The sequence below is a fragment of the Rhodoferax sp. GW822-FHT02D07 genome, from assembly GCF_058802405.1.
Genome location: NZ_JBXAOD010000001.1, coordinates 814889 through 838916 on the forward strand (window position 1 = coordinate 814889; position 24028 = coordinate 838916).

Annotated in this window: 23 protein-coding genes and 1 tRNA gene; 14 read left to right on the top strand and 10 right to left on the bottom strand. The window is 58.0% G+C overall.

Annotation, left to right across the window (positions count from 1 at the left end; all coding sequences use genetic code 11):
* Window positions 1-61 precede the first annotated feature (61 nt).
* The 10 genes from uvrB to AC1RNN_RS03885 all read left to right on the top strand — a co-directional run bounded on the left by uvrB (window position 62) and on the right by AC1RNN_RS03885 (window position 8398).
* Window positions 62-2176, top strand: coding sequence for an excinuclease ABC subunit UvrB (gene uvrB, locus AC1RNN_RS03840; protein ID WP_493085837.1), 2115 nt, complete (start codon window positions 62-64; stop codon window positions 2174-2176).
* Window positions 2177-2289: 113 nt separating this feature from the next.
* Window positions 2290-2826 carry a Fe-S cluster assembly transcriptional regulator IscR gene (gene iscR / locus AC1RNN_RS03845; protein ID WP_493085836.1) on the top strand — a complete coding sequence of 179 codons (537 nt, stop codon included), beginning with the start codon at window positions 2290-2292 and terminating at the stop codon, window positions 2824-2826.
* Between the two features lie 36 nt (window positions 2827-2862).
* Window positions 2863-4083, top strand: a complete 1221-nt coding sequence (locus AC1RNN_RS03850; protein ID WP_493085834.1) for an IscS subfamily cysteine desulfurase — start codon at window positions 2863-2865, stop codon at window positions 4081-4083.
* A gap of 21 nt (window positions 4084-4104) precedes the next feature.
* Window positions 4105-4491, top strand: coding sequence for a Fe-S cluster assembly scaffold IscU (iscU, locus tag AC1RNN_RS03855; protein WP_094478757.1), 387 nt, complete (start codon window positions 4105-4107; stop codon window positions 4489-4491).
* 1 nt (window position 4492) lies between these two features.
* Window positions 4493-4816, top strand: a complete 324-nt coding sequence (iscA, locus tag AC1RNN_RS03860) for an iron-sulfur cluster assembly protein IscA (RefSeq protein WP_094478759.1) — start codon at window positions 4493-4495, stop codon at window positions 4814-4816.
* Window positions 4813-5328 (top strand): Fe-S protein assembly co-chaperone HscB, encoded by a 516-nt coding sequence (gene hscB / locus AC1RNN_RS03865; RefSeq protein ID WP_493085831.1) that lies wholly within the window; start codon window positions 4813-4815, stop codon window positions 5326-5328. Before iscA ends, hscB begins: the two co-directional genes overlap by 4 nt.
* Before the next feature lie 6 nt (window positions 5329-5334).
* Complete coding sequence (gene hscA, locus AC1RNN_RS03870) at window positions 5335-7191, top strand: Fe-S protein assembly chaperone HscA (RefSeq protein ID WP_493085829.1); 1857 nt, start codon at window positions 5335-5337, stop codon at window positions 7189-7191.
* Between the two features lie 28 nt (window positions 7192-7219).
* Complete coding sequence (fdx, locus tag AC1RNN_RS03875) at window positions 7220-7558, top strand: ISC system 2Fe-2S type ferredoxin (RefSeq protein WP_493085827.1); 339 nt, start codon at window positions 7220-7222, stop codon at window positions 7556-7558.
* An 8-nt stretch (window positions 7559-7566) separates the two neighbouring features.
* Window positions 7567-8277, top strand: coding sequence for a DNA polymerase III subunit epsilon (gene dnaQ, locus AC1RNN_RS03880; protein ID WP_493085825.1), 711 nt, complete (start codon window positions 7567-7569; stop codon window positions 8275-8277).
* Window positions 8278-8323: 46 nt separating this feature from the next.
* Window positions 8324-8398, top strand: a tRNA-Val gene (locus AC1RNN_RS03885).
* Between the two features lie 63 nt (window positions 8399-8461).
* Here AC1RNN_RS03885 and AC1RNN_RS03890 read toward each other — a convergent pair.
* Window positions 8462-9130, bottom strand: coding sequence for a PilZ domain-containing protein (locus AC1RNN_RS03890; protein ID WP_493085823.1), 669 nt, complete (start codon window positions 9128-9130; stop codon window positions 8462-8464).
* Window positions 9131-9145: 15 nt separating this feature from the next.
* Window positions 9146-10156, bottom strand: coding sequence for an alpha/beta hydrolase (locus tag AC1RNN_RS03895; RefSeq protein WP_493085821.1), 1011 nt, complete (start codon window positions 10154-10156; stop codon window positions 9146-9148).
* Window positions 10157-10330: 174 nt separating this feature from the next.
* On the opposite strand from AC1RNN_RS03895, the gene AC1RNN_RS03900 reads away from it, so the two are divergent.
* The gene (locus AC1RNN_RS03900) at window positions 10331-11446 is read left to right on the top strand and encodes an NAD(P)/FAD-dependent oxidoreductase (RefSeq protein WP_493085819.1); all 1116 of its coding nucleotides are present in this window, start codon (window positions 10331-10333) and stop codon (window positions 11444-11446) included.
* A 23-nt stretch (window positions 11447-11469) separates the two neighbouring features.
* Window positions 11470-12336, top strand: coding sequence for a DUF4394 domain-containing protein (locus tag AC1RNN_RS03905; RefSeq protein ID WP_493085817.1), 867 nt, complete (start codon window positions 11470-11472; stop codon window positions 12334-12336).
* 50 nt (window positions 12337-12386) lie between these two features.
* On the opposite strand, the gene AC1RNN_RS03910 is transcribed toward AC1RNN_RS03905, so the two are convergent.
* Window positions 12387-13466 carry a quinone-dependent dihydroorotate dehydrogenase gene (locus AC1RNN_RS03910; protein WP_493085815.1) on the bottom strand — a complete coding sequence of 360 codons (1080 nt, stop codon included), beginning with the start codon at window positions 13464-13466 and terminating at the stop codon, window positions 12387-12389.
* 45 nt (window positions 13467-13511) lie between these two features.
* On the opposite strand from AC1RNN_RS03910, the gene rpiA reads away from it, so the two are divergent.
* Both rpiA and AC1RNN_RS03920 read left to right on the top strand, forming a co-directional pair.
* Window positions 13512-14198: a ribose-5-phosphate isomerase RpiA gene (gene rpiA, locus AC1RNN_RS03915; RefSeq protein WP_493085813.1), complete on the top strand. Its 687-nt coding sequence runs from the start codon at window positions 13512-13514 to the stop codon at window positions 14196-14198.
* Window positions 14199-14231: 33 nt separating this feature from the next.
* Entirely contained in the window at window positions 14232-14888 is a 657-nt protein-coding gene (locus tag AC1RNN_RS03920; protein ID WP_493087057.1) for a trimeric intracellular cation channel family protein, read from the top strand.
* On the opposite strand, the gene AC1RNN_RS03925 is transcribed toward AC1RNN_RS03920, so the two are convergent.
* The 7 genes from AC1RNN_RS03925 to AC1RNN_RS03955 are packed head-to-tail and all read right to left on the bottom strand — an operon-like array spanning window position 14889 to window position 24027.
* Window positions 14889-15518, bottom strand: coding sequence for a riboflavin synthase (locus AC1RNN_RS03925; protein WP_493085812.1), 630 nt, complete (start codon window positions 15516-15518; stop codon window positions 14889-14891).
* Between the two features lie 54 nt (window positions 15519-15572).
* Window positions 15573-16703 (bottom strand): bifunctional diaminohydroxyphosphoribosylaminopyrimidine deaminase/5-amino-6-(5-phosphoribosylamino)uracil reductase RibD, encoded by a 1131-nt coding sequence (gene ribD, locus AC1RNN_RS03930; protein WP_493087055.1) that lies wholly within the window; start codon window positions 16701-16703, stop codon window positions 15573-15575.
* Window positions 16699-17250 (bottom strand): hypothetical protein, encoded by a 552-nt coding sequence (locus AC1RNN_RS03935; protein WP_493137312.1) that lies wholly within the window; start codon window positions 17248-17250, stop codon window positions 16699-16701. Before AC1RNN_RS03935 ends, ribD begins: the two co-directional genes overlap by 5 nt.
* Before the next feature lies 1 nt (window position 17251).
* Complete coding sequence (locus AC1RNN_RS03940) at window positions 17252-17680, bottom strand: type IV pilin protein (protein ID WP_493085808.1); 429 nt, start codon at window positions 17678-17680, stop codon at window positions 17252-17254.
* A 4-nt stretch (window positions 17681-17684) separates the two neighbouring features.
* Complete coding sequence (locus AC1RNN_RS03945) at window positions 17685-22550, bottom strand: pilus assembly protein (RefSeq protein WP_493085806.1); 4866 nt, start codon at window positions 22548-22550, stop codon at window positions 17685-17687.
* Complete coding sequence (locus AC1RNN_RS03950; RefSeq protein WP_493085804.1) at window positions 22547-23128, bottom strand: pilus assembly PilX family protein; 582 nt, start codon at window positions 23126-23128, stop codon at window positions 22547-22549. The genes AC1RNN_RS03945 and AC1RNN_RS03950 overlap by 4 nt, the downstream gene beginning before the upstream one ends.
* Window positions 23125-24027, bottom strand: coding sequence for a PilW family protein (locus AC1RNN_RS03955; protein ID WP_493085803.1), 903 nt, complete (start codon window positions 24025-24027; stop codon window positions 23125-23127). The genes AC1RNN_RS03950 and AC1RNN_RS03955 overlap by 4 nt, the downstream gene beginning before the upstream one ends.
* Between the last annotated feature and the right edge of the window lies 1 nt (window position 24028).

Genomic DNA, 24028 nt, shown 5'->3' on the forward strand with positions numbered 1-24028 from the left:
GCTCCTGTTCGTTGCCGGTCTAGTCTACAGTTCCACCTTTGCCCCTTTCTCTGCCGCTGCCATGCCCGCACCCCAGTCCGCTCCCGCCCCTGTTGACGAGGCCGCCGTCCCACGGGAAGGCACGTTTGTGCACTACCCGGACTCGCCCTACGAGCTGTTCCAGCCGTACCCCCCGGCGGGCGACCAGCCCGAAGCGATTAACCAACTGGTGGAGGGCGTGAGCGATGGCGAGGTGTTCCAGACCCTGCTGGGCGTGACGGGCTCGGGCAAGACCTTCACCATGGCCAATGTGATCGCGCGCCTGGGGCGCCCGGCCATTGTGTTTGCGCCCAACAAGACGCTGGCAGCCCAGCTCTATAGCGAATTCCGCGAGTTCTTCCCCAAGAACGCCGTGGAGTATTTCGTCAGCTATTACGACTACTACCAGCCCGAGGCCTATGTGCCGCAGCGCGACCTGTTCATTGAGAAGGACAGCGCCATCAACGAGCACATCGAGCAGATGCGCTTGAGCTGCACCAAAAGCCTGCTGGAGCGGCGCGATGTGGTGATCGTGGCCACCGTATCGGCCATCTACGGTATCGGCAAGCCCGAGAGCTACCACCAGATGGTGATGACGCTGCGCACGGGCGACAAGCTGGGCCAGCGCGACATGATTGCCCAGCTGGTGCGCATGCAGTACCAGCGCAATGACATGGACTTCAGCCGTGGCGCCTTCCGGGTGCGCGGCGACACCATCGACATCTTCCCGGCGGAAAACTCCGAAATGGCCATCCGCGTGGAGCTATTTGACGACGAAATTGAGAGCCTTCAGCTGTTTGACCCGCTGACCGGCCGCATTCGCCAGAAGATTCCGCGCTTCACCGTCTACCCTAGCAGCCACTATGTGACGCCGCGCGACCAGGTGCTGGCCGCCGTGGAGACCATCAAAACCGAGTTGTCGGATCGGCTCAAAGAGCTGGTGGGCGCGGGCAAGCTGGTGGAAGCCCAGCGCCTGGAGCAGCGCACGCGGTTTGACCTAGAAATGCTGTCAGAGGTGGGGCACTGCAAGGGCATTGAGAACTACTCGCGCCACCTGGCCGGCACGGCTCCGGGCGAGCCACCGTCCACACTGACTGACTACCTGCCCAAGGACGCGGTGATGTTCCTGGACGAGTCGCACGTGCTCATCGGCCAGTTTGGCGGCATGTACAACGGCGACCGGGCGCGCAAGACCACGCTGGTGGAGTACGGCTTTCGCCTGCCCAGTGCGCTGGACAACCGGCCGCTCAAGTTTGAGGAATTCGAGACCAAGATGCGCCAGGTCATCTTTGTGTCGGCCACGCCAGCCGAATGGGAAAAGCAGCACGCGGGCCAGGTGGTGGAGCAGCTGGTGCGGCCCACCGGCCTGGTGGACCCCGAGGTGGAGGTGCGGCCGGCCGGCAGCCAGGTGGACGATGTGCTTCAGGAAATCCGCATTCGGGTGGAGAAGAACGAGCGCGTGCTGATCACTACGCTGACCAAGAAGATGGCAGAGCAGCTCACCGAGTACCTGACCGAGAACGGCGTCAAGGTGCGTTATCTGCACAGCGATGTGGACACCGTGGAGCGTGTGGAAATCCTGCGCGATCTGCGCCTGGGCACCTTTGACGTGCTGGTGGGTATCAACCTGCTGCGCGAGGGGCTGGACATTCCCGAGGTCTCGCTGGTCGCCATTCTGGACGCCGACAAGGAGGGCTTTTTGCGTTCCGAGCGCTCACTGATCCAGACCATAGGCCGGGCGGCGCGCAATCTGGAGGGCAAGGCCATCTTGTATGCAGACAAGATCACCGACTCCATGGAGCGCGCCATTGGAGAGACCGAGCGTCGCCGCAAAAAGCAGATTGCCCACAACGTCGAGCGGGGCATTACGCCCAAGGCCATCGTCAAGAAGGTGCGTGACCTGATCGACGGCGTCTACAGCGAAAAGGCTGGCAAGGAGGCCGAGCGCCTGGAGCGCGACGCACAGCAGCGTGCCCAGGTCGAGGACATGAGCGAGAAGGATATTTCCCGTGAAATCAAGCGCTTGGAGAAGCTCATGATGGAGCACGCACGGAATCTGGAGTTCGAAAAAGCAGCCCGCGTGCGCGATCAATTGCACATCCTGAAGGAGCAGGCCTTCGGTGCACCCGGGTCGGACAATGTGGTGAATCTGGGGTGAACAGGGTCGCACCAGTTTGGGTACGGGTTTTCCCGTGATTACCCGAGCGAAGTTCGGGGTTTCTTGGTATACTTGAGTCCGTTAGTCAACCAACCTGACTCAAGGAGCTTGCCATGCGTCTTACCACCAAGGGCCGTTTTGCGGTCACCGCGATGATCGATCTGGGTCTGCGCCAGAGCTCCGGCCCCGTGACCCTGGCAGCTATCAGCCAACGCCAGCAAATTTCCCTGTCTTATTTGGAACAACTGTTCGGCAAGCTGCGTCGTCACGAGCTTGTCGAATCCACCCGCGGTCCCGGCGGCGGCTACACCCTGGCCCGCAAGGCAAGCGACATCACCGTTGCAGAAATTATCGTGTCCGTGGATGAGCCTATCGATGCCACCCAGTGCGGCGGCAAGGAAAACTGCTTGGGCGAGGGCACGCGCTGCATGACCCACGACCTCTGGGCTTCCCTGAACACCCGCATGGTGGAATTTTTGGACTCTGTCACGCTGCAAAAGCTGGTGGATGACCAACTGGCCAAGGGCCTGCAGGTGGAAGACAAGCCCACCATCAAGCGCGCCATCTCCGCCATGCCCGTCGTCAAGCCGATCCGAGTGAACGCGCCCAATTCGGTGTTCGCCTTGGGCAACGCCTTCTCCAAGTCCTGATTCTCGTTTCATTTATTAGCCAGCACCGAGCCTGCCATGGATACCACGCCCCACTTCCCCATCTACATGGACTACAGCGCCACCAACCCCTGCGACGAGCGGGTGGTGGATGCCATGGTTCCCTGGCTGCGCAACCACTTTGGCAACCCCGCCTCGCGTAGTCACGCCTGGGGCTGGGAAGCCGAGGCCGCCGTTGAAAAGGCCCGCGAGCAGGTTGCGGCCCTGATTGGTGCCGATCCGCGCGAAATCGTCTGGACTTCGGGTGCCACCGAGTCCAACAACCTGGCTTTGAAGGGCGCTGCGCATTTCTACCAGTCCAAGGGAAAGCACCTGATCACGGTCAAGACCGAGCACAAGGCGGTGCTGGACACCTGCCGCGAGCTGGAGCGCCAGGGCTTTGAAGTCACCTATCTGGACGTGCAAGCCGATGGCCTGGTGGACTTGGAGGTCTTCAAGGCCGCCATCCGCCCCGACACCATTCTGGCCAGCGTGATGTTCGTGAACAACGAGATCGGCGTGATCCAGGACATCGCTGCCATTGGCACCATTTGCCGCGAAAAGGGTGTGATCTTCCATGTGGACGCCGCCCAGGCTACCGGCCGTGTGGACATCGATCTGGCCAAACTGCCAGTGGACCTGATGAGCCTGACGTCCCATAAGACCTATGGTCCCAAGGGCATTGGTGCGCTGTTCGTCCGCCGCAAGCCCCGTATCCGTCTGGAAGCGCAGATGCACGGCGGCGGCCACGAGCGTGGCATGCGTAGCGGCACACTGCCCACGCACCAGATCGTGGGCATGGGCGAGGCCTACCGCATCGCCAAGGAAGAAATGCACACGGAGAACGTGCGCATCAAGGCCCTGCACGACCGCATGCTGGCGGGCCTGCAAGGCATTGAGCAGGTCTTCATCAACGGCCACGAAACCAAGCGTGTGCCCCACAACCTGAACATGAGCTTCAACTATGTGGAAGGCGAGTCGCTGATCATGGGCATCAAGGGCTTGGCGGTGTCGTCCGGCTCGGCTTGCACCTCGGCCTCTCTGGAGCCCAGCTATGTGCTGCGTGCCCTGGGGCGTAGCGATGAACTGGCCCATAGCAGCCTGCGCATGACGATTGGTCGCTGGACGACTGAAGAAGACATCGATTACGCCGTGGACACGATCAAGAAGAACGTGGCCAAGCTCCGCGACCTGAGCCCGCTGTGGGACATGTACAAGGAAGGCATCGATATCAGCACCATCCAGTGGGCAGCACACTAAGCAAAATAAGAGGTAAACAACATGGCATATTCAGACAAAGTCGTTGATCACTACGAAAACCCCCGCAACGTCGGCAGCTTTGAAAAAGGCGACGACAGCGTTGGCACCGGCATGGTGGGCGCGCCCGCCTGCGGTGACGTGATGAAGCTGCAGATCAAGGTCAACCCGCAGACGGGTGTGATTGAGGACGCACGTTTCAAGACCTATGGCTGCGGTTCCGCCATCGCTTCCAGCTCGCTGGTGACCGAATGGGTCAAGGGCAAGACGTTGGACGAAGCTGCAGCACTGAAAAACAGCCAGATCGCCGAAGAGCTGGCCCTGCCGCCCGTGAAGATTCACTGCTCCATCCTGGCCGAAGACGCCATCAAGGCGGCCGTGGATGACTACAAGAAAAAACACCTGAATTGATATGTCCGTCACCCTGACCGAAGCCGCAGCACGGCACGTCACCCGCTACCTGACCAAGCGCGGCAAGGGTGTCGGCGTTCGTCTGGGCGTCAAAACCACGGGCTGCTCCGGCCTGGCCTACCAACTGGAGTATGTGGACGAGTTGTCCCCTGAAGACATTGTGTTTGAAGGCCATGGCGTCAAGGTGTTGGTCGATCCCAAGAGCCTGGCCTACATCGACGGTACGCAGCTGGACTTTGTGCGCGAAGGGTTGAACGAAGGTTTTCGTTTCAACAACCCCAACGAGCGCGACAAGTGTGGCTGCGGTGAGTCCTTCCGCGTGTGAACCTGCAGGCGGATGATTTCGAACTCTTTGGCCTGACCAAGCAGTTCGCCCAGCAACGCGCCGAACTCGACGCCCGCTGGAAGGCGCTGCAGCGCGAAGCCCACCCGGACAAGTTTGCCGCCCAGGGGGCAGCCGCGCAGCGCGTGGCCATGCAGTGGTCGGTGCGCATCAACGAGGCCTACCAGCGCCTCAAGGATCCGCTCAAGCGCGCTGCCTATTTGTGCGAGCTGGCGGGTGCGCCCGTCAACGCGCACAGCAACACCGCCATGCCCGCGGCCTTTCTGATGCAGCAGATGGAGTGGCGCGAGGCACTGGATGATGCCGATGGCTTGCCCGCGCTGGAGGACCTGCTGGAGGAAGTGGACGGCGCGCGCCGGCAATTACTGCAACAATGCGAGTCGTTGTTGGATCAGCAGCACGATGCGGCGGCGGCTGTAGGGCCGGTGCGGGCCCTGATGTTTATCGAAAAATTCACCCAAGACCTGCACCAACGCTTGGACCAATTGGCATAGTGTTTCATGGCGCTTCTACAAATTTCTGAACCCGGGCAGTCGCCCAATCCGCATGAGCGGCGCATTGCCGTGGGCATCGATCTGGGCACCACGCATTCGCTGGTGGCTGCGGTGCGCAATGGCACGGCCGAGTGCCTGCCCGATGCGCAAGGCCAAGTGATTCTGCCCAGCGTGGTGCGCTATCTGGATGCGCAGCGCCGCGAGATTGGCTTTGCCGCACTGGAGCACCAAGCCAGCGACCCTGGCAACACGATTGCTTCGGTGAAGCGCCTCATGGGGCGGGGCATCAAGGACATCGCCCACGCCGACAAACTGCCCTATGCGCTGATGGATGCACCCGGCATGGTCAAGGTGCGCACCATCGCGGGTGAGAAGAGCCCGGTGGAGGTGAGTGCCGAGATTCTGGCAACCTTGCGCTTCCGCGCCGAAGACACCTTCAACGACGATATCTATGGCGCGGTGGTCACCGTGCCGGCCTACTTTGACGACGCCCAGCGCCAGGCAACCAAGGACGCCGCGCATTTGGCTGGCCTCAACGTGCTGCGCCTCATCAACGAGCCCACGGCAGCGGCGATTGCCTATGGTTTGGACCACGCCGCAGAGGGCGTATACGCGGTGTACGACCTGGGTGGCGGTACTTTTGATATTTCCATCCTGCGCCTATCGGCTGGCGTGTTCGAGGTGTTAGCCACGGGCGGTGATTCAGCCTTGGGCGGTGACGACTACGACCGCGCCCTGGCTGACTGGATGCTGCAGCAAGCCGGATTGCGGGCCCAGACGCCCGAAGACCAAGCCCTGCTGATAGCCGAGGCGCGCCGTTGCAAGGAGGCCCTGTCTTCGGAAGACATTGCCACGGCTGAGCTGGACCTTTCCAGCGGTGGTGTCGATCTCTCGCTGAACCGCGAGCAGTTCGAACAGGTGACGGCGGCCCTGAGCGCACGCACGCTGCAGGCGGTGCGCAAGGCCTTGCGCGATGCCGGCTTGCAGAAGGATGACATCCAGGGTGTGGTGATGGTGGGCGGCTCTACCCGCATGCCGCAGGTGCGCCGTCTGGTCGGGGAGTTTTTTGGCCAAGAACCTCTGACCAATCTGAACCCCGATGAGGTGGTGGCACTTGGTGCCGCCATCCAGGCCAACCAGTTGGCCGGCAACAACCCCGGCGGAGACCTACTGCTGTTGGACGTGATCCCGCTGTCGCTGGGTATTGAGACCATGGGTGGCCTGGTGGAGCGCATTGTTCCGCGCAACCAGACCATCCCGACCGCCATGGCGCAGGACTTCACCACCTACAAGGATGGCCAGACGGCCCTGGCCCTGCATGTGGTGCAGGGCGAGCGTGACCTCGTGACCGACTGCCGCAGCCTTGCGCGCTTTGAGCTGCGCGGCATACCGCCCATGGCGGCCGGCGCGGCGCGAATCCGCGTGACCTTCACCGTCGACGCGGATGGCTTGCTCAATGTATCGGCCAAGGAGCAGGTGAGCGGGGTGGAGGCGCGCATCGATGTGAAGCCGTCCTACGGCCTCAGCGACGAGCAGATTGCCCAGATGCTCAAGGACAGCTTCAGCACCGCCGAGGCCGACATGCGCGCCCGCGCGCTGGTCGAGGCCCGCGTGGATGCGGATCGCCTGCTGCTGGCTACACGCAGCGCGCTTGCGGTGGACGGTGATTTGCTCGGTGCAGAAGAGCGCGTTGCTGTGGATGCTGCGATGCAGGCGCTGGAGGCAGCGCGTAGCAGCGACGACGCAGCCGTGGTCGAAGCCCAGTCCAAGGCGCTGGCCGAGGCCACTGAAGCCTTTGCGGCCCTGCGCATGAACCGCGGCATTGCCCAGGCCTTGGCCGGCAAGAATATCGAAACCCTTTGACCCTGCGTTGATTCCGCGCAGCAACACCATGCCCATCATCAAAATCCTGCCGCACGCCGAGTACTGTCCTGAAGGGGCTGAAGTCTCTGCGCCTGCCGGGACCTCCATTTGCGAAGCCCTGCTGGAAAACGGCATCAAGATCGAGCACGCCTGCGACATGAGCTGCGCCTGCACCACTTGCCATGTGGTGGTGCGCGAAGGCTTTGCCTCGCTCAATGAGCTGGAGGAAACCGAGGAAGACCTGCTGGACCGCGCCTGGGGCTTGCAGCCGCAGTCGCGCCTGAGCTGCCAGGCTTTTCTGGCCCAGAAGGATTTGGTGGTTGAGATTCCCAAATACTCTTTGAATCACGCCAAAGAGAATCACTGAGGTCAGGTATGCGCCAAATTATTCTCGACACCGAAACCACGGGCTTCTACGCCAACCATCCGGACAATCCGGACCGGATGGTGGAAATCGGTTGTGTGGAGATGGTTAACCGCAAGCTCACGGGCAACAACCTGCACTTCTACCTGAACCCCGGGCGCGATAGCGACGAGGGCGCACTGCGTGTGCACGGCTTGACCACCCAGTTCCTCAGCGACAAGCCGCGCTTTGAAGAGATTGCACAGCAGCTGGTGGACTATGTGGCTGGTGCGGAAATCATCATCCACAACGCGCCCTTCGACATCGGCTTTCTGGACATGGAGCTCGCGCGCACCGGTCGCAAGAATTTCAAGAGCTATGTGGGCAGTGTGCTCGACACCCTGGTCATGGCCAAGGAGATGTTCCCGGGCAAGCGCAACAGCCTGGATGCGCTCTGCGACCGCCTCGAAGTAGACAATTCGGGCCGTACGCTGCACGGCGCCTTGCTGGATGCCGAGTTGCTGGCCGATGTGTATATCAACATGACGCGCGGACAGGATGCGCTGATCATGGAGAGTGTGGCGGCCGACACTTCGGGTCCTGTGCTGGTGGACGTGGATCTGCGCGGCATTGCCTTGCCCACCTTGCAGGCCAATGCGCAAGAGCTGGCGGCGCATGAGGAGGTGCTGATGCAACTCGACAAGTCGAGCGGAGGAAGAACGCTCTGGCGCCAGATGGCCTGAAAAATTGGTATATAATCTGCGTCTTACCTGATTTGATCAAGTATCAGGGCGATTAGCTCAGCGGTAGAGCACTGCATTCACACTGCAGGGGTCACATGTTCGATCCATGTATCGCCCACCAAATGTCAAAAAAGCCAGCTCCTGCAGCTGGCTTTTTTCATTTCTGCGCCATTTTCGCTGGCTTTCAGGTGCCTGCTGTCTGGGTCAGGTAGTTGAGTACCAGCTTGTCGTTGGCACTGGGGTTCTGGAATGCCAGGCCTGCAAAGAAATGGGCTTGCCCCGCAGGGCGGTTGTGGTGGCAGATTTTGCCGGTGAGCTGCAAGTGCATGGGCGCGTTGTCTACCGTCACATCCATGGCCAACTCCACCAGTTCACCAATGCCTCCCAAGGCCTCCGCGGTGCTGACCATGGCGCCGTCGGGGCTGAGGTCTACCAGATCCACCAAGCGCGGGGCTAGCCCCGCAGCTGCTGTGGGTCGCGCTGTGGTGGGCCAGGACACCTTGGTCCGCATGGACTGCCGCACCCGCCGGGCATCCACCTGCGAAGGGTAGGCCAGCAGGGCGTAGGCAAAGGGCTTCTCGAAGGTTTGCAGCACCTTGCTCAAAAAGGAGAACTCGTACTGCCCGGTGAAGCCGCGCACCACACAGACTTCGCCTTCTTCCATGCCGGTCTGTGTGGCATCGGCGCTTTGCGGGCCGACCATCACCCCCTTGCCTTCGATGGCGCCGAAGAACTGCGCTTCCTTCTTGGTGGTGCCTTCCACCAGACGGCGTGTCTGCAGGGCCATGCCCGAGCGTAGGCCCAGGGTCTTGAGGGGGATGCGCTGGATGGCGTCGTCGTTCTCGGTCGTCATGGTGGTGTGGGCGGGTCAGGGGGAGGGCAGGGCCTGGGCCCAGCGGATGATGGCCTCGGCCATGGGGGCGGTGGCCTTGGGCGCGCGCAGATCGCCAGCCAGTACGTGCTGGCCCCGGGCCTCGCTGTAGTCCACCACGCGCAGGGTTTTGTTGGTAGCGCCCAGGCGGGCAAAGGCGGCCTTGGTCTGGTCGGGGTCCACGGTCTGGTCCTGCTCGCTGTAGAGCACCAGCACCGGGCTGCGGAAAGCGCCCAGATCGCTCTCGCGCACGCCTTTGACAAGCGCCATGACGGGGAAGAGGGCGCGTGTGGGGTAGCTGGTGGTCCAGGCCCCCTGGTCGGCGGCCGAGGTGGTAGGGAAGCTGCGTGTGTCGCCTTGGATGGCGTAGGCGATCTGTCGGCCCCAGGGGCCGTTGATGATTTCGGCGCGCGAGTCTTTGGCGGCGAAGTTGGGGGAGATAAAGACGTGGCCCGCGACCTGCGCACTCTGGCCGTTTACGCCCAGCCAGGTGGCCAGTGTGGAGCCGGTGGAGCAGCTGATGACCAGAACTTTGTCGCCTAGGGTCTGGCCGATACGCAGGGCTTCCCGGGCGTCGGCCAGCCAGTCCTGCACCGTGGCATCGCCCAGCGCCGCGCCGGGGCGCCCGTGGCCGGTGAGCCGGGTGTGGAAGGCGTTGGCCCCGAGTGCTTTGGCCACCAGATCGGTCAGTGGTGCGGTTTCCAGGCGGCTCGATGAGAAACCGTGGATGTAGACCACGGCCCAGCGGGTACGCTGGCCGGGCGTGCCGGCCCAGGTGATGTGCTTTTCGTTCTGGGGCTTGATGTCGGCTACCGCGGCTTCTGACTGGCGCAGCCAGCCTTCGAGCTGGGTAATGTCTTGCGGGGCTTGTGCGCGGGCAGTGGGCACATTGGAGCCAAACGCATTGCGCGGGCCTGCCAGGAACACCAGCACGGCCAGCAGCAGGAGTGCAGCAATGACGGCAAGAACACGGAACCAGCGGGTCTGCAGAAGGCGGCGGTTGGTCATTGGCGCGGGAGGCATGCGGACGGTGTTTCCCAGTGGTGGAGTCGATAAGATGGTACACCGGCCCATGTCCGGTTTGGAACCTCCTGAAAGCAGCGCAATGATCCTTGGTCCGTCCTTCGCAAACCGTTTTTCCTCCTTGTCTGCGTGCCCCGTACGTACCACAAGGGTGTGCGCATGAACGCGGTTGTGGAATCGGTCGATTGCGTGGTGATCGGGGCCGGGGTGGTGGGGCTGGCAGTGGCCCGCGCGCTGGCGCAGAGCGGGCGTGAGGTCCTGGTACTGGAGGCCTGCGATGCCTTTGGGACGCAGACCAGTGCGCGCAATAGCGAGGTGATCCATGCCGGCATCTACTACCCCGTAGGTTCGCTGAAGGCGCAGCTCTGTGTGCGCGGCAAAGAGCTGCTGTACGACTACTGCGCCAGCCACGCGGTGCCGCACCAGCGCTGTGGCAAATTCATCGTGGCCACGCGCGAAGACCAGCTTGCGCAGTTGCAGGCCATCCAGGCCAAGGCAGCGGCCAATGGCGTGACGGATCTGGTGCTGCTGGACCGGGAGCAGGCCCTGGCTGCCGAACCGCAGCTGCAATGTGTAGCGGCCCTGCATTCACCATCCACCGGCATCGTGGACAGCCATGCCTTCATGCTCGCACTGCTGGGAGACCTGGAGCACGCTGGCGGTGTTTTGGCATTGAATTCGCCTCTGGACCGCGCAAATATTGCGCAAGAAGCTATTGATTTGATAGCGGAAGATGGCACCCGACTGCGTGCGAAAACGGTAGTGAACGCCGCCGGTCTGCAGGCGCCGGCACTAGCCGCCCGCTTTGCTGGCCTGGCCCCGCAGCATGTGCCGCAGGCCCGCTATGCCAAGGGCAATTACTTCACGCTATCCGGCCGCAGCCCGTTTTCGCGGCTGATCTATCCGGTGCCCGAGGTAGCCGGTCTGGGGGTGCACTTGACCATCGACCTCGGCGGCCAGGCCCGCTTTGGTCCCGATGTGCAGTGGGTGGACGACCCGCAGGATCTGGAGGTGGACCCGGCACGGGGCGATGCGTTTTACGCCGAGGTGCGCAAGTACTGGCCCGCGCTGCCCGATGGCGCGCTGTTGCCGGCCTATGCCGGCATACGCCCCAAGATTCACGGCCCGGGAGAGGCCGCCCAGGATTTTTGCATCCAGGGGCCGGCTGTGCATGGTGTGCCGGGTCTAGTGAATCTGTTTGGCATTGAATCGCCCGGCTTAACCAGTGCGCTGGCCGTCGCCGAACATGTGGTGCGGTTGTTGCGTGTATCCTGAACTGAATGTGAAGGAGAACTGAGATGAGCCTGATGAATTCTGTGGCCCTGCGTATGGGCGTTTGTGCCTCCGCATTGCTGGTGTTGGCGGCCTGCGCAGCCGGACCCGAAGCGCGGTCTCCCGTGCACAAGGAAACCTTGCAGGTGCTGACCCAGAACATGGAGCTGCTGACGGTCAGCCCCAGCCAACCCGGCAAGGTGTTGCGCCGTACGCCTGTGGTGGGCTTGCCAGCCGGTGAAACGCTGGTGGGCATGGACTACCGCATTGCCAAGGGTGTGCTGTATACGCTGAGCAGTGCAGGGCGCCTGTACACGCTCGACGCCCCGACCGGCGTGCTGACCGTGGTGGGCAGTGGTCCCGGCGTGGCACTGCATGGCGAAGCGTTTGGCGTGGACTTCAACCCGGTGGCGGACCGTGTGCGCGTAGTGAGCAACACAGGCCAGAACATCCGCCTGCACCCGGATACGGGTGCGGTGGCAGCGACCGACCCCGCGCCCGCTTACGCCCCGGGCGACGCGCGCGCGGGCACCAAGCCTGAGCTGGTGGCGGCCGGCTACACCTACAACAAGACCGACGAGAAGCTGACCACCAACTACGCCATCGATCGCAACGGCGGCTACCTGGTGACGCAGGGTTCGCTGGAGGGCGTGCAGCCCGTGGTGTCCTTCAACACCGGCTTGCTCTTCAGCGTGGGCGCGCTGGGCATTGCCGACATCACCGATGCCAACCTGGACATTGCCGACGTGACCGGCGCCGCCTTTGCCACCGTGGCAACCAAGGGCCAGCCCGGCGCGCGTCTCTATTCCGTGGACCTGAAGACCGGCAAGGCCACCTTGCTGGGCCCGGTGGCCGACGGAGTCAAGGCCATCGGCATCGCCGTGGAGCCCTGATTGCTATGAAATAAGGAGCTGCCCGCGCACTATTCACGAGGGCTGGAGTCTTATTTCTTCATGTTCTTGATCGCCAGGGCCGCATCCTTTACCAGCGCGGGGCCTTGGTAGATGAGGCCGGTGTAGATCTGCACCACATCGGCCCCTGCCTTGATTTTGTTCACCGCATCGGCCGCGCTCATGATGCCGCCCACGCCGATGATGGGGAAGTCCTTGCCCAGCGCTGCGCGCAGTTGTGCGATCACTGCATTGCTCTTTTCCAGCACCGGAGCGCCCGACAGGCCACCGGTTTCTTCCGCATGCGGCAGGCCTTTGACGGCCTCGCGTGACAGCGTGGTGTTGGTGCCGATCACGCCCCAGGCGTTATTGATCTGGCCCGTGCTGTCGGTGCCGTAGCGCTTGAGCGTGGCGGCGATGACGGCGACCTGGTCAGCTTCCAGATCGGGTGCGATTTTCAGGAAGATGGGTTTGCGCTGGCCGTGCTTTTGCGCCAGCTGCTCGCGGCGTTCTGCAATCGCGCCCAGCAGCGCGTCGAGCGCTTCGTCGCTCTGCAGGCTGCGCAGGTTCTTGGTGTTGGGGCTGGAGATGTTGACGGTGATGTAGTCCGCATGCGGATACACGCCGTCCAGGCAGATCAGGTAGTCGTCGGTGGCCTTTTCGATGGGCGTGGCGGCGTTCTTGCCGATGTTCAGGCCCAGCAGCAGGGACGGATTTTTGCTCTGACGCAGGGCGGAGCGCTGTACGTTGGCAATGAAGGCGTCCAGCCCGCCGTTGTTGAAGCCCAGGCGGTTGATGAGTGCGTTGGCGGCCGGCAGGCGGAACATGCGCGGCTTGGGGTTGCCGGGCTGGGCCAGCGGGGTGACGGTGCCCACCTCCACAAAACCAAAGCCCATGGCGCCCAGGCCGTCGATGCACCGGGCATTTTTGTCCAGGCCGGCGGCCATGCCCACGCGGTTGGGAAACTTCAGTCCCGCCAGGGTGACAGGATCGTCCACGCGGCTGTTGCAGTAGGCCAGCTTGAGCGGGTTGCCCTGGGTGGCGGCCAGGCCGGTCATGGTGATGTCGTGGGCGACTTCGGGGTCCAGATTGAACAAAACGCTGCGGGCGAGGGCGTAGGGCACCAGAGACATCGGATAATTCCTGCTTTCAGATTTCAACTCCTTCGATTGTCCCTTATGAGCACACCCGCACTGACCCAAGACGAACTCAAAACCCTGGTGGGCCAGGCTGCGCTGCAGTACGTGGTGCCCGGCGAGATTGTGGGCGTGGGCACCGGCTCCACGGTCAACAAGTTCATCGACGCGCTGGCCACCATGAAGGACCAGATCAAGGGCGCCGTCTCCAGCTCCGTGGCCAGCACCGAGCGCCTGCATGCGCTGGGTATCCCGGTGTTTGACAGCAACGAGGTGGACAAGCTCTCCGTCTACATCGACGGCGCTGACGAGATCGACGGCGGCGGCAATATGGTCAAGGGCGGCGGCGCGGCCCTGACGCGCGAGAAGATCGTGGCGGCGCAAAGCGCCAAGTTCGTCTGCATTGCGGATGAGTCCAAGCTGGTGAAGACCCTGGGCGCCTTCCCGCTGCCGGTAGAAGTGATCCCCATGGCTACGCAGCGTGTGATTGCCCAGTTTGCCGCCAAGGGCGGCGTGGGCAAGGTGCGCCAGAAAGACGGCAAGCCGCTGGTGACAGACAACGGCCAGTGGATTGTGGACGTGACGGGCCTGCAGATCACCGATCCGCTGGCCTTTGAAGCCGAGGTGAGCCAGTGGCCCGGCGTGGTGACGGTGGGCGTGTTTGCCTACCAGCGCGCGCAGGTCTGCCTGCTGGGTACCGCCAGCGGCGTGAAGACGCTGAGCTTCTAAACCGCTGTCAAGCGAGGAGGGCGGGGCATGGCGATGACCCATCTGGCCGAGGTGCTGACGCTCTCCAACACCCATGTCGCCATCGAGGCGGCCGCCACGGTGGCCTTTGCCTTGTCCGGCCTCATGGAGGCAGCGCGCAAGCGGCTGGATGCCGTGGGAGTCTGCATGGTGGCGGGGCTTACCGCATTTGGCGGCGGTACGCTGCGCGATGTGCTGCTGGACCGGCGCCCTTTCTTCTGGGTGGAGCATGCTAACTGGCTGTGGGCGCTGCTAGCCCTGTGTGTTGCGGCCATGCTGTTCCTGCGCGCCCGCCACTTTGAGCCGACCGAGCGCGCCATGCAGTGGCCCGATGCGCTGGGGCTGGGCCTGTTCACTGCCGGTGGCACCCATATTGCGCTGGAGATGGGCATGCCTGCCATCGTGGCGGTGCTCATGGGCATGGTGACCGCCGTGTTTGGCGGTGTGATGCGCGACGTGGTGTGCAACGAGATTCCGCGTGCGTTCCGCGACCACCAGCCCTATGCGGTGTGCTCCTTTGCCGGGGGCTGGGTGATGGTGGCGGCTTATGCGCTGACCTGGCCACTGTGGCTGGCGACGCTGGCGGCGGCCGGCATGGCCACGGTCTTGCGCCTGCTGGCGCTGTTGCGCGGCTGGAGTTTGCCGGAGTGGCGCTCCGGCGTGGGGCGCTGATCAGCCCTGGGCGGCAGGCGCGGTCATCATGCGCTCCACATAGCGCGCAATCAGGTCAATCTCGAGGTTCACCTTTTTGCCCACGGCCAGCGTGTGCAGCGCGGTGTTCTGCACGGTGTGGGGGATCAGGTTGATGCTGACCTCGCAGCCGCCCGCCACATCGCCAATGCGGTTCACCGTCAGGCTCACGCCATTGATGGTGATGGAACCCTTGTAGGCCAAATACTTGCCCAGCGCAACGGGCGCCAGCACCCGCAGTTCCCAGCTCTCGCCCACCTGGGCAAAGTGGCTCACGGTGCCCATGCCATCCACGTGGCCAGAGACTAGGTGGCCGCCCAGGCGGTCATGCGCGCGCAGCGCTTTTTCCAGGTTGATAGGGCCCAGGGCGTCCAGCCCGGCGGTCTTGTCCAGCGATTCGGCGGAGATGTCGATGGTGAACTGGCCTTGGGCCGCGTCGAAGGTGGTGACGGTCATGCAGGCGCCGTTGAGCGCGATGCTGTCACCCAGGCCCACATCGTCCAGGTAGCCAGCTGGCGCCTGGATGGTGAGGCGTTTACCATGGGTTGCGGATTCGCCCAGAGCCTGGACGTCGGAAATACGGCCTACGCCGGTGATGATGCCTGTGAACATGGCCGCATTTTCGCAGGGAAAGGGCAGGGCGCATGGGCCCCGGGTGGCATAACCCTAGAAGGCGTCCCGCCCCTGCACACGCGCAACAATGCGCAGATCGGGCCCCACCATCTCGGTGGATTTGAAGTCCAGCGCTACGCCTTGCGCCAGTTCGGTCAGCGGGCCAATGTTGAACATGCCCGCGCCCTGGCCGAGCAGCTTGGGCGCCAGGTAGACCACAAACTCGTCCACCAGGCCTTGCCGCACCAGCGAGCCATTGAGTTTGAAGCCTGCCTCCACATGCAGCTCGTTGATTTCGCGCTGGCCCAGATCCTTGACCATGACCGCCAAGTCCACCTTGCCCGTGGGCTGGCCCTGGGCGTTGTAGCCAGGCAGGTAAATCACCTTGGCGCCCAAAGCCTCCAACGCCGCCTGCTTGGTGGGGTTTTGGGCTGCAGCGTAGATAAATACTGCGCGACCAGCTATGAAAAAAGGAGCGTCCAGCGGCGTTTGCAAGTCGCTGTCCACTACCACCAGATGCGGTTGGCGCGGGGTATCGACCAAGCGCACATCCAGCCGCGGCCTGTCCGCCAGCACCGTGCCTATGCCGGTCAGGATGGCGCAGGACCGCGCCCGCCAGGCATGGCCATCGGCACGCGCTTCGGGTGACGTAATCCATTGGCTGGCACCGTTGTCCAGCGCCGTGGTGCCGTCCAGCGACGCCGCCACTTTCATGCGTACCCAAGGTGTCTTGCGGATCATGCGGCTGAAAAAGCCGATGTTGAGCTCGCGGGACTGGATGGCGAGCGGATCGGCGGGGTCCAGCACCTCCACCTCAACTCCCGCTGCACGCAGGCGCGCGAAGCCTTCACCAGTAACCAGCGGATTGGGATCCTCATTCGTTGCCACAACCTTGGCAATGCCGGCTGCAATCAGTGCATCGCAGCATGGCCCTGTGCGCCCATGGTGGGAGCAGGGCTCTAAGGTTACATAGGCGGTTGCCCCAACAAGCGAATTTCCTTGTGCTGCCGCGTCCCGCAAGGCCATAACCTCCGCGTGCGGGCCGCCAGCTTTCTGGGTGTACCCCTGACCAATTACCTCTCCAAGGGGGGAGATAAGGATGCAGCCGACATGGGGGTTGGGGGAAGTTATGCGTATTCCATCTCTGGCGAAAGAGATGGCGCGTTGCAGAGTATGGGCATCAATAACCAAAACTTAGTTCCAGAGTCATCACACAAGGGACGGGTACATCTTTGATGGTTGCAGGCGCCATGACCGTGCTCCGCATAGACGATAGGGCATTTTTTACCGAGCTAGGAATAGCCTCAGAATTCAATAGCTCTGCATAGTCTATGACACCCCGCTCCGAAACCCAAATGGTGTACTCTACGGTTAGCCCACGTAGTTCCTTACCATTCAATGCAGACAGATCGATACTCCATTCGCCAATAGGGGCCGGGCGAGTATCCACCATGCTGCTATCGAGATAGCGTGTAGGATAAAACGCGTTGACATATTGCTGCACCGCAACTTGAGCTGACTCTTTTTCGTGTACTCTTTCGCTACCTATTTTTTTAGTTGTCCCAGAGGAATGGCTTTTTGAATTCAAGCCCGATGTTTTGAGAAGAATGGTCGTCTGAAAATTATAAGTTCTATTCAATGAGGCAGGATGAAACGAAGCAAGCAACAAATATCCCAAGCCATGAGCAGCTATGCTAAATACGATAAAAAAAAATATCTTTCTAGTGTGCAAATTATTTTAGACAATTAGTTCCAGTCGAAATACTGTTCGTAAGACTTCCACTATTGGTTTTCGAGTAATCTCCACAGCCATCTGTACTCATGCTGCCAGTGCGCGTGGCTGTGACTGTATAGGTCGAGCTTGCAACAGTAAGTGAAATATTGTAGTAAGCACTACCTGTTCGAGGGACAGTTGAGAATGCATTGCCGAAAGCAGCATTTGTTGTGGTTGTAGGTGCATCTGAGTATCGATTATTTTCATTGTAATAACGCTCCAGCCATCCTTCCGCCTTCAGGATTTCTGCTCTAGCTTCTGCACGCTTGGCTCTTGCTATATATTGGCTATAGCTAGGATAGGCAATTCGGGCAAGGATTGCCAAAATAGCGACAGTAATCATTAGCTCAATGAGCGTAAATCCTTTTTGGTGAAGTATTGTGTTCATGGCATTAACGATTACGTTGAACTTCCCGCCAAGTAAGCCGGCCGTCAGTACAGGCTCCGAAGCGCTGGCTGGTTGCGACACCACCACTGCCCAATGCTGAGATGGTTCTGAACATGCATTGATTGGCACCTTTTGAAACCCAAGGTCTATCGCAGGTAGCGCCATTAGTGCAGACCACACATTGCGTGGGGGTCGCCGGATTGCAGGAGCAACTAGCTGTACCTGCGGTGCAGGCCAATGTTCCATCATCCCAAGGTAGTTTACATGTCGCTGGATCTGCACATAATAAGCATGCACCACTTGCAGGGTTGCACATGCAGTTTGTCGTCCCCGCAGTACAAGATGTTGTACTAGTTGTTGGAGGCGGAACCTTGAATACACCACCTTTCGAATATTCAAATGTGTTTGCATTTGCAGCGCCGGCGGCAGCATAGCCATTTACTAATGGCGCATTGGGTAATAAGTTTGGTATAGGTGTTCCGTTAATGGGATTTAAGCCGAAGTCATAAGTAGTTGCATCATATCTGCATCCGTCAGATGAAGCCTCTGGTGCCAAAGATCTTACATTCACGCGATATTCATCTTCCGCAATTGAATTAAAAATAACGCCCTCAGAAGACTCGGGAAGATTAACATACCAGCCTTTATTGGATGGATAACTAACAATGTTTGTAGATACATATGTTGTTCCACCAGATCTGAGGATACTCTGTTGAATCAAGTTTGTTTTGCCTGTCGTTATAGTACCAGTAACACCAGGTTGATCATATATGCCATAGAGAGTTTGAGGGTAAACTAAGCTCATTGGATAGTCAGTGGATTCAAGCGCCTTTCCCGTGGCAAAAAACAATTGATATCCACCCTGTGGATGCACAAAAGGCACGATCGCAGTTGTGATTGGCTGATTTACCGTAGCGCTTGTGCTGGGAACAACAGCCGTTGCTTGGTAAGTAGGAACACTGCCACTAGTTGCAACTCCCCAATTTGTAGGGTCAGCATCGGAAACATTAAATTTCCATACATTTCCCTTAAGATCCCCTGCATATATATAGTCAATAACGCCATCATTATCCTTGTCAATGGCGGTCGGGGCAGCAAGGCCATTATTGGGTCCTTGACCCGCTGTGCCAGTCATCAATTTCACATATCGCGGGCCTGTCGTAGCATCGACCGGCCATGTTGTACTTTGTGGGGTTGCTGGGCCATCCGCAAAGATAATGAAAAGCGCAGCATTGCCACTGCCACTGTTGTAGCCATTCCCGTATATGACTGCCCATTTGCCATTCGCCATTTTCCCGACTTGGTATGGCTGGCCATTACCTCTAGTGTTTGTTCGTCCTGTGATATATCCCATATCACTATCTGCTGTTTCTGTAAATTCCCATTTAACTAAGTTTCCTGCATTAGTTGCATTTTCTGTAGTTATTGAAGCCGGATTCGTAACATCCAGAGCGTACACCCCTCTGGCTCCTCGACCAAAAGACCCAAAAAGATAAGTGCGCCAATTGGGCGTGCTTGTGCTTCCCAAATTAATATCCGCGGCCATGACGCTACCGTCGGTAGTGATTCGGTTTGTTCCCGTATTGAGCGAAAAATCCTTGGCTGTCAAAGCCGATAACTTTGAGTATGGGGCAGTTGCAGAAATTGCGTACATTGCTCTTGGAACGTAAGCAAATTGTTCCAATCCCGTATCTCCATCAAAGGCATGCAGCATTCCATCATTGGCAGCAACGAACACAGAGTTGCGGTTCGTGTATGTAGTACGAAATGTTCCATAGCCGCCACCATACTCAATGTTGCTATATCCAGCCGATGGTGGGCCTACGAACCAGGGCGTGGAGTTGATAATCGCCCCGAGTTTTGTCTTTGTTCTCTTTCTCAGTCCGCCTGCCGTAGTCTCATTCACAGCGCTTCCACGAAGCCACTCTAGGCGTTCTTGACCGCGGGCATCTGAATCATAGGTATTCAGATCCGGATTGAGCTTCAAAGCATTCTTCTGAGCTGCAGAGAGGTTGGCAAACCGGAAGGCGGCTGCTCCTGTATCGGTAAGGGTGAAAATTTTTCTATTGGTATCCCATCCACTTGCATCTGATTGCACGGTTAACTTAGTACCTGCATCCCAGTCAGCTGTTCCGGAAATTGTCCCATTTGCTAGAAAACTATAGCGTAAAAATTCACCACTGGCGTCTGAGTCGTTGCCTGGGCTGGCTGCCTTGATACTATGCGTGCTAACGTATACATAACCACCAGCCGCTGTCCGGGATGATGTTGCCGCCGCCGGAGCTGCTCCACCGGCTTTCAGAATAGTTGCAAAAATCTGCTCCAGAGATTTCTCTAGCTGACCTGGATCAATGGCATAAAAGTAGTTATCAGGAATTCCATCTGAACCAGTATTTCCATCGGTATTTTTTGAGTCCCAAGCTGCTGTACCCAAACTATCTCCAGCAATAGCACTCGCGCCAGTATAAGTTGCTGCAATGTCACGATCAAAGCCACCATATTTTGCTGCATACCACATGGGTTCGCGCAAAACATCGCCGCTTGTGCCTGTCATGGAATAGGTTGCCGTGGTTTTAACATTATTAACGTTGCAGTTATTGCATCCACCGCTCGCATTCAGGTTTGTGGCTGGTGTGACCGCAATGTTGGCAGGATCGTTGTAAGTAAAGTTCAAAATACCAGAGTGGAAGTGAACCCCATCCTTGCCATTGGTGCCAGAAATCACATAACCGAAACCTTGCGGATTAGCGGTGGCTTGTGCAATGGTTTGTGTTGAAACAGAGATCGTCGGTGGGGTTGTTGTGCTGTCGACGCTGTATTCCAATGTGCCCCAAACGTCTTGGTCATAGTCCCCACCTTGTTCAGAATCTTCCCATTGCACAACATACTTTCCACTTGTTGCAGTTTGAGACACGATCCGGAAGTCGACCAGAGTTCCTCCGCCAATTCCACCCGCGAGTTTGAGCTGATAGGCTGGCTGAATAACAACATACTTTCCTGCTTGACCAGGGACGCTTACTTTAATACGTGGAGATCCGGTCGCCAAAGCTACACCATAGGTATCTACCTTAAATGCTCGCTTATTAGTTGTTGGAATTGTAAAGTCCGAACGGATGGGGCGTGTATGTGCATGCAATGCCGCGCCGGCTATCTTATAGCCGCCGGCATATGTGGGTGCTTCAGGGCATATGCCAACAGCAGTAGCCAATGTTGTCATGGATTTGTCGTTGCAAATCTCATTGCTGCTGCTGTCTGTAATCCCTACAGCCCATTTTTTTCCAGTTGCATATAAACCTTCCGCACGCCCAACTCCATTTGTTAGATCATCAATGGTTTGTCCACTTGGCAGGTTGATATCACTTTGGCCTGTCCATTGATCATTGTCGTAGGATGTGACACTGGCATTAAAGTTAACAATGCTGCTACGGCGGCAAAGTTGATCCCCGAAGTTGGCAACCGTGTTACTGGCAAATGGATCGCTCCATGTTGCAACGGTCAAACCAATCGCGGCATCCTTGCTGCCACTCGTATTAAAAGCAGCTGTGGCAGATTTTCCCGCGAGATATCGGAGAGCCTCAAGGTACATCTCACCCATGGGATTACCCCAACTGGTGCATTTACCTTCAACCAAACCTATGAGCTGATAGTTGCAATCGTCAGCATTGATGTACGACCCATCATCGTAGTCATACCCATAAATGCGGAGTTTGTTCAAATTTTTGATAATTCCATCATTCAGCGTGAATTGACCATCATCCAAATCCACCTCATCGGTAAACGTAGCAACGTTCTTTCTTAAAACTCCGCCTGAAATATTTTTATTGAAGCTCCCTGTAATCAAGCCAAAAGCGGCTTCATTTTTTTCCCCATATTTTTGAAGCAATCCGGCTGGTTTGTAGTTGCCACGAGGATAGTATTTGCATCTGGCCTCTTCGTCATCGGTAAATCCAGTCGCACCAGTCGCTGCGCCATCAAGCCCCGTTTTGCACACTTCAACACGTACTGTATACGTGCCAGTCGCGGAGCCACTACCAAGACCAACACTGGCACGCGAAGGGTTGTTCGCCGAGGCATTGAGTCCGGAACTGGCGGGAATATTGCCATTGCTTGCGTTTTTTTCTTCACTCCAATAGCACTGCCAGCGCTCATTGGAGTTCCAGAGCGCGAAGTTTCCGTCGGCAACCAATATCTGAGGAACACCAATATTCTGGTGGCTATATTGGCTATTCTTGGGACTTCTATTGCAAATGCTGATGTCGGTTGTGGAAAATGGAGTGAGCCCACGAATAATGGCTGCTGTACTACTGAAATATTTTACGAAAGAGTGAGCGTCTGTAGGTAAATGAGCGCGTTCCAATACTGTAAGTGAGGTTCCGCTTACAACACTATCATCGGTGCTACGGTAGCCCCCATACAGTATGCGCCGAACCACATCCATGCGGGTCATACTTGCCCAGTTCAGAAAGTTCCCGTGCCACTCACCTGTTCCTCCACAGTATGTAGGTGTTGCAGTGGATGTGCCATTTTCTTTTCTTGCTGGGGTAAAGCGATTATTGGTAGTGTCGTACGTGTAGCAGCGCTTATTGTCAAAGTAACCGTAATATTTGTAGGTATGTAGATACTGTGTTTCTGGCGATCCATCGCCATCAAGATCTGAATACTCATTGTAAGCTTTATAAAAAAGCTGATGGTCACGCGATAGATTCAGCATGACCATTGGCGCGCCCTTCGTTTCCGATAGATACGGAGGTAGTGGTGTGAAATTAACAGCCCAAGCAGAACTCAGTGTAAAAAAGTAAAACAATCCAAAGCATGCAGGCGCAAAAAAATCTTGCAAAAATTTCTTGACCAAGGAATATCGATTTTTCATACTGGTTTTGCTTTCACAGCAGTTTGCAAGTAAGCACGTGTTGTATCATTGACGCCGAAACCCACAGCAGTAACTCTGTAAACAGCAAAGTCACCTTGCTTGAAATACTCCAGCATATAGCGAGGTTGCCGACTTACTACGGGTATTGCAGTTGCTCCGGTATATGTTCCATAGGCCACACTTTTTGTGCTGGAAGCATCCCAGTTTGCTGCAACCTCCCATACAGGGGTGGTGGTATTAGGTATGCAGCGTCCTAGTGGACATGTCGTATCAAAACCATTGCCACGATAAATTGGATCAGTTCGGCAAACTGGAGTGGCACTTGAGCAAGAAGTTACTCCATCAGCAATGACATTAAAAATGTCATATTCAGCATCGCGCAAAGCGGCCTCTGCTGCTTGAAATGCCATGGTTCTATCTGCCTCATTGCCAGCAATTCGAGACGAAAATGATGAACTCTGAATTGCTGTAATGGCTAAGCCACTCAAAATCATTAAGAAAATTAAAACCATGACCAGAGAAATACCATTTTCATGGTGTCTCTGTTGCGGTATTCTTCTGCAAATATCGATGTTCATATAGAACTCTTGTTGCGTAATCTAACGGTGGTTCGAAATACTCTGTATATCTCTCCAGGGCGAGTTGATACTGAGTTCCCATAGCAGTCGTTGTAGGCTGTACCCGAATCGTTGCCGGCAGCTTGTATAGACTTCGCCAGCACGCATACATCTACGGCGAGCACTTGTGGCCATTGCGCTGCGGTAAGTGCGGAGGCTGCATAACCAGTTTGGGCAACATCTGGGTCGGCGCTGGAGGGGAGCATGTAGTTGAATGCTATTTGCTCAATCCCTGGAATCAATGGTTGAACTTGATAAGTCGGTGTGACTGCTGCGAGAGGGGTGCGATCAGATAAGCATGAAAGCTGACCCATATTGACAGTTCCATTCACTGTTTGCACAGTTGTATTGGCGACAAAAAAGTAGGATCGAACTATGTTTGAGACTCCACCTTGTGCGATGGAAGATAGTCCCAAGCAATCATAGCCTTGGTATGTTGCTCCACTGCTGTTGTAAGCATCTGTCTCTGCAAACATCGCAATTGCTTCTGATGGCAGGCTTCCTGCTGGAGTCGATGTTCTGCAAGCGATATCTGCAGTTGTACTTGGCGTCACTCCGTTTACAAGTCCAAGACGGCATCCAAAAATCTTGTTGTCAATAGGGCCTTGCGGTCTTGGGGAGGCTGGGTCAATCATCACAAAGCCAGCTGTTTTTATGTATTGCGTTAATAGATTTAGTGCAAACCGGCCATTTTCTTCAATTTGTGTCGTTTCTGAAGAGGTGTTGTAGTTTTGTTTTGAGTATAAGTAAATAGAAGAAGCTGCAATAACAAGAATCAGTCCGATGACCAATGCAATCATCAACTCAATTAATGTCACCCCTTTTTGGAGGAGCGATTTCTTGAGGGTTATGTGTTTCATA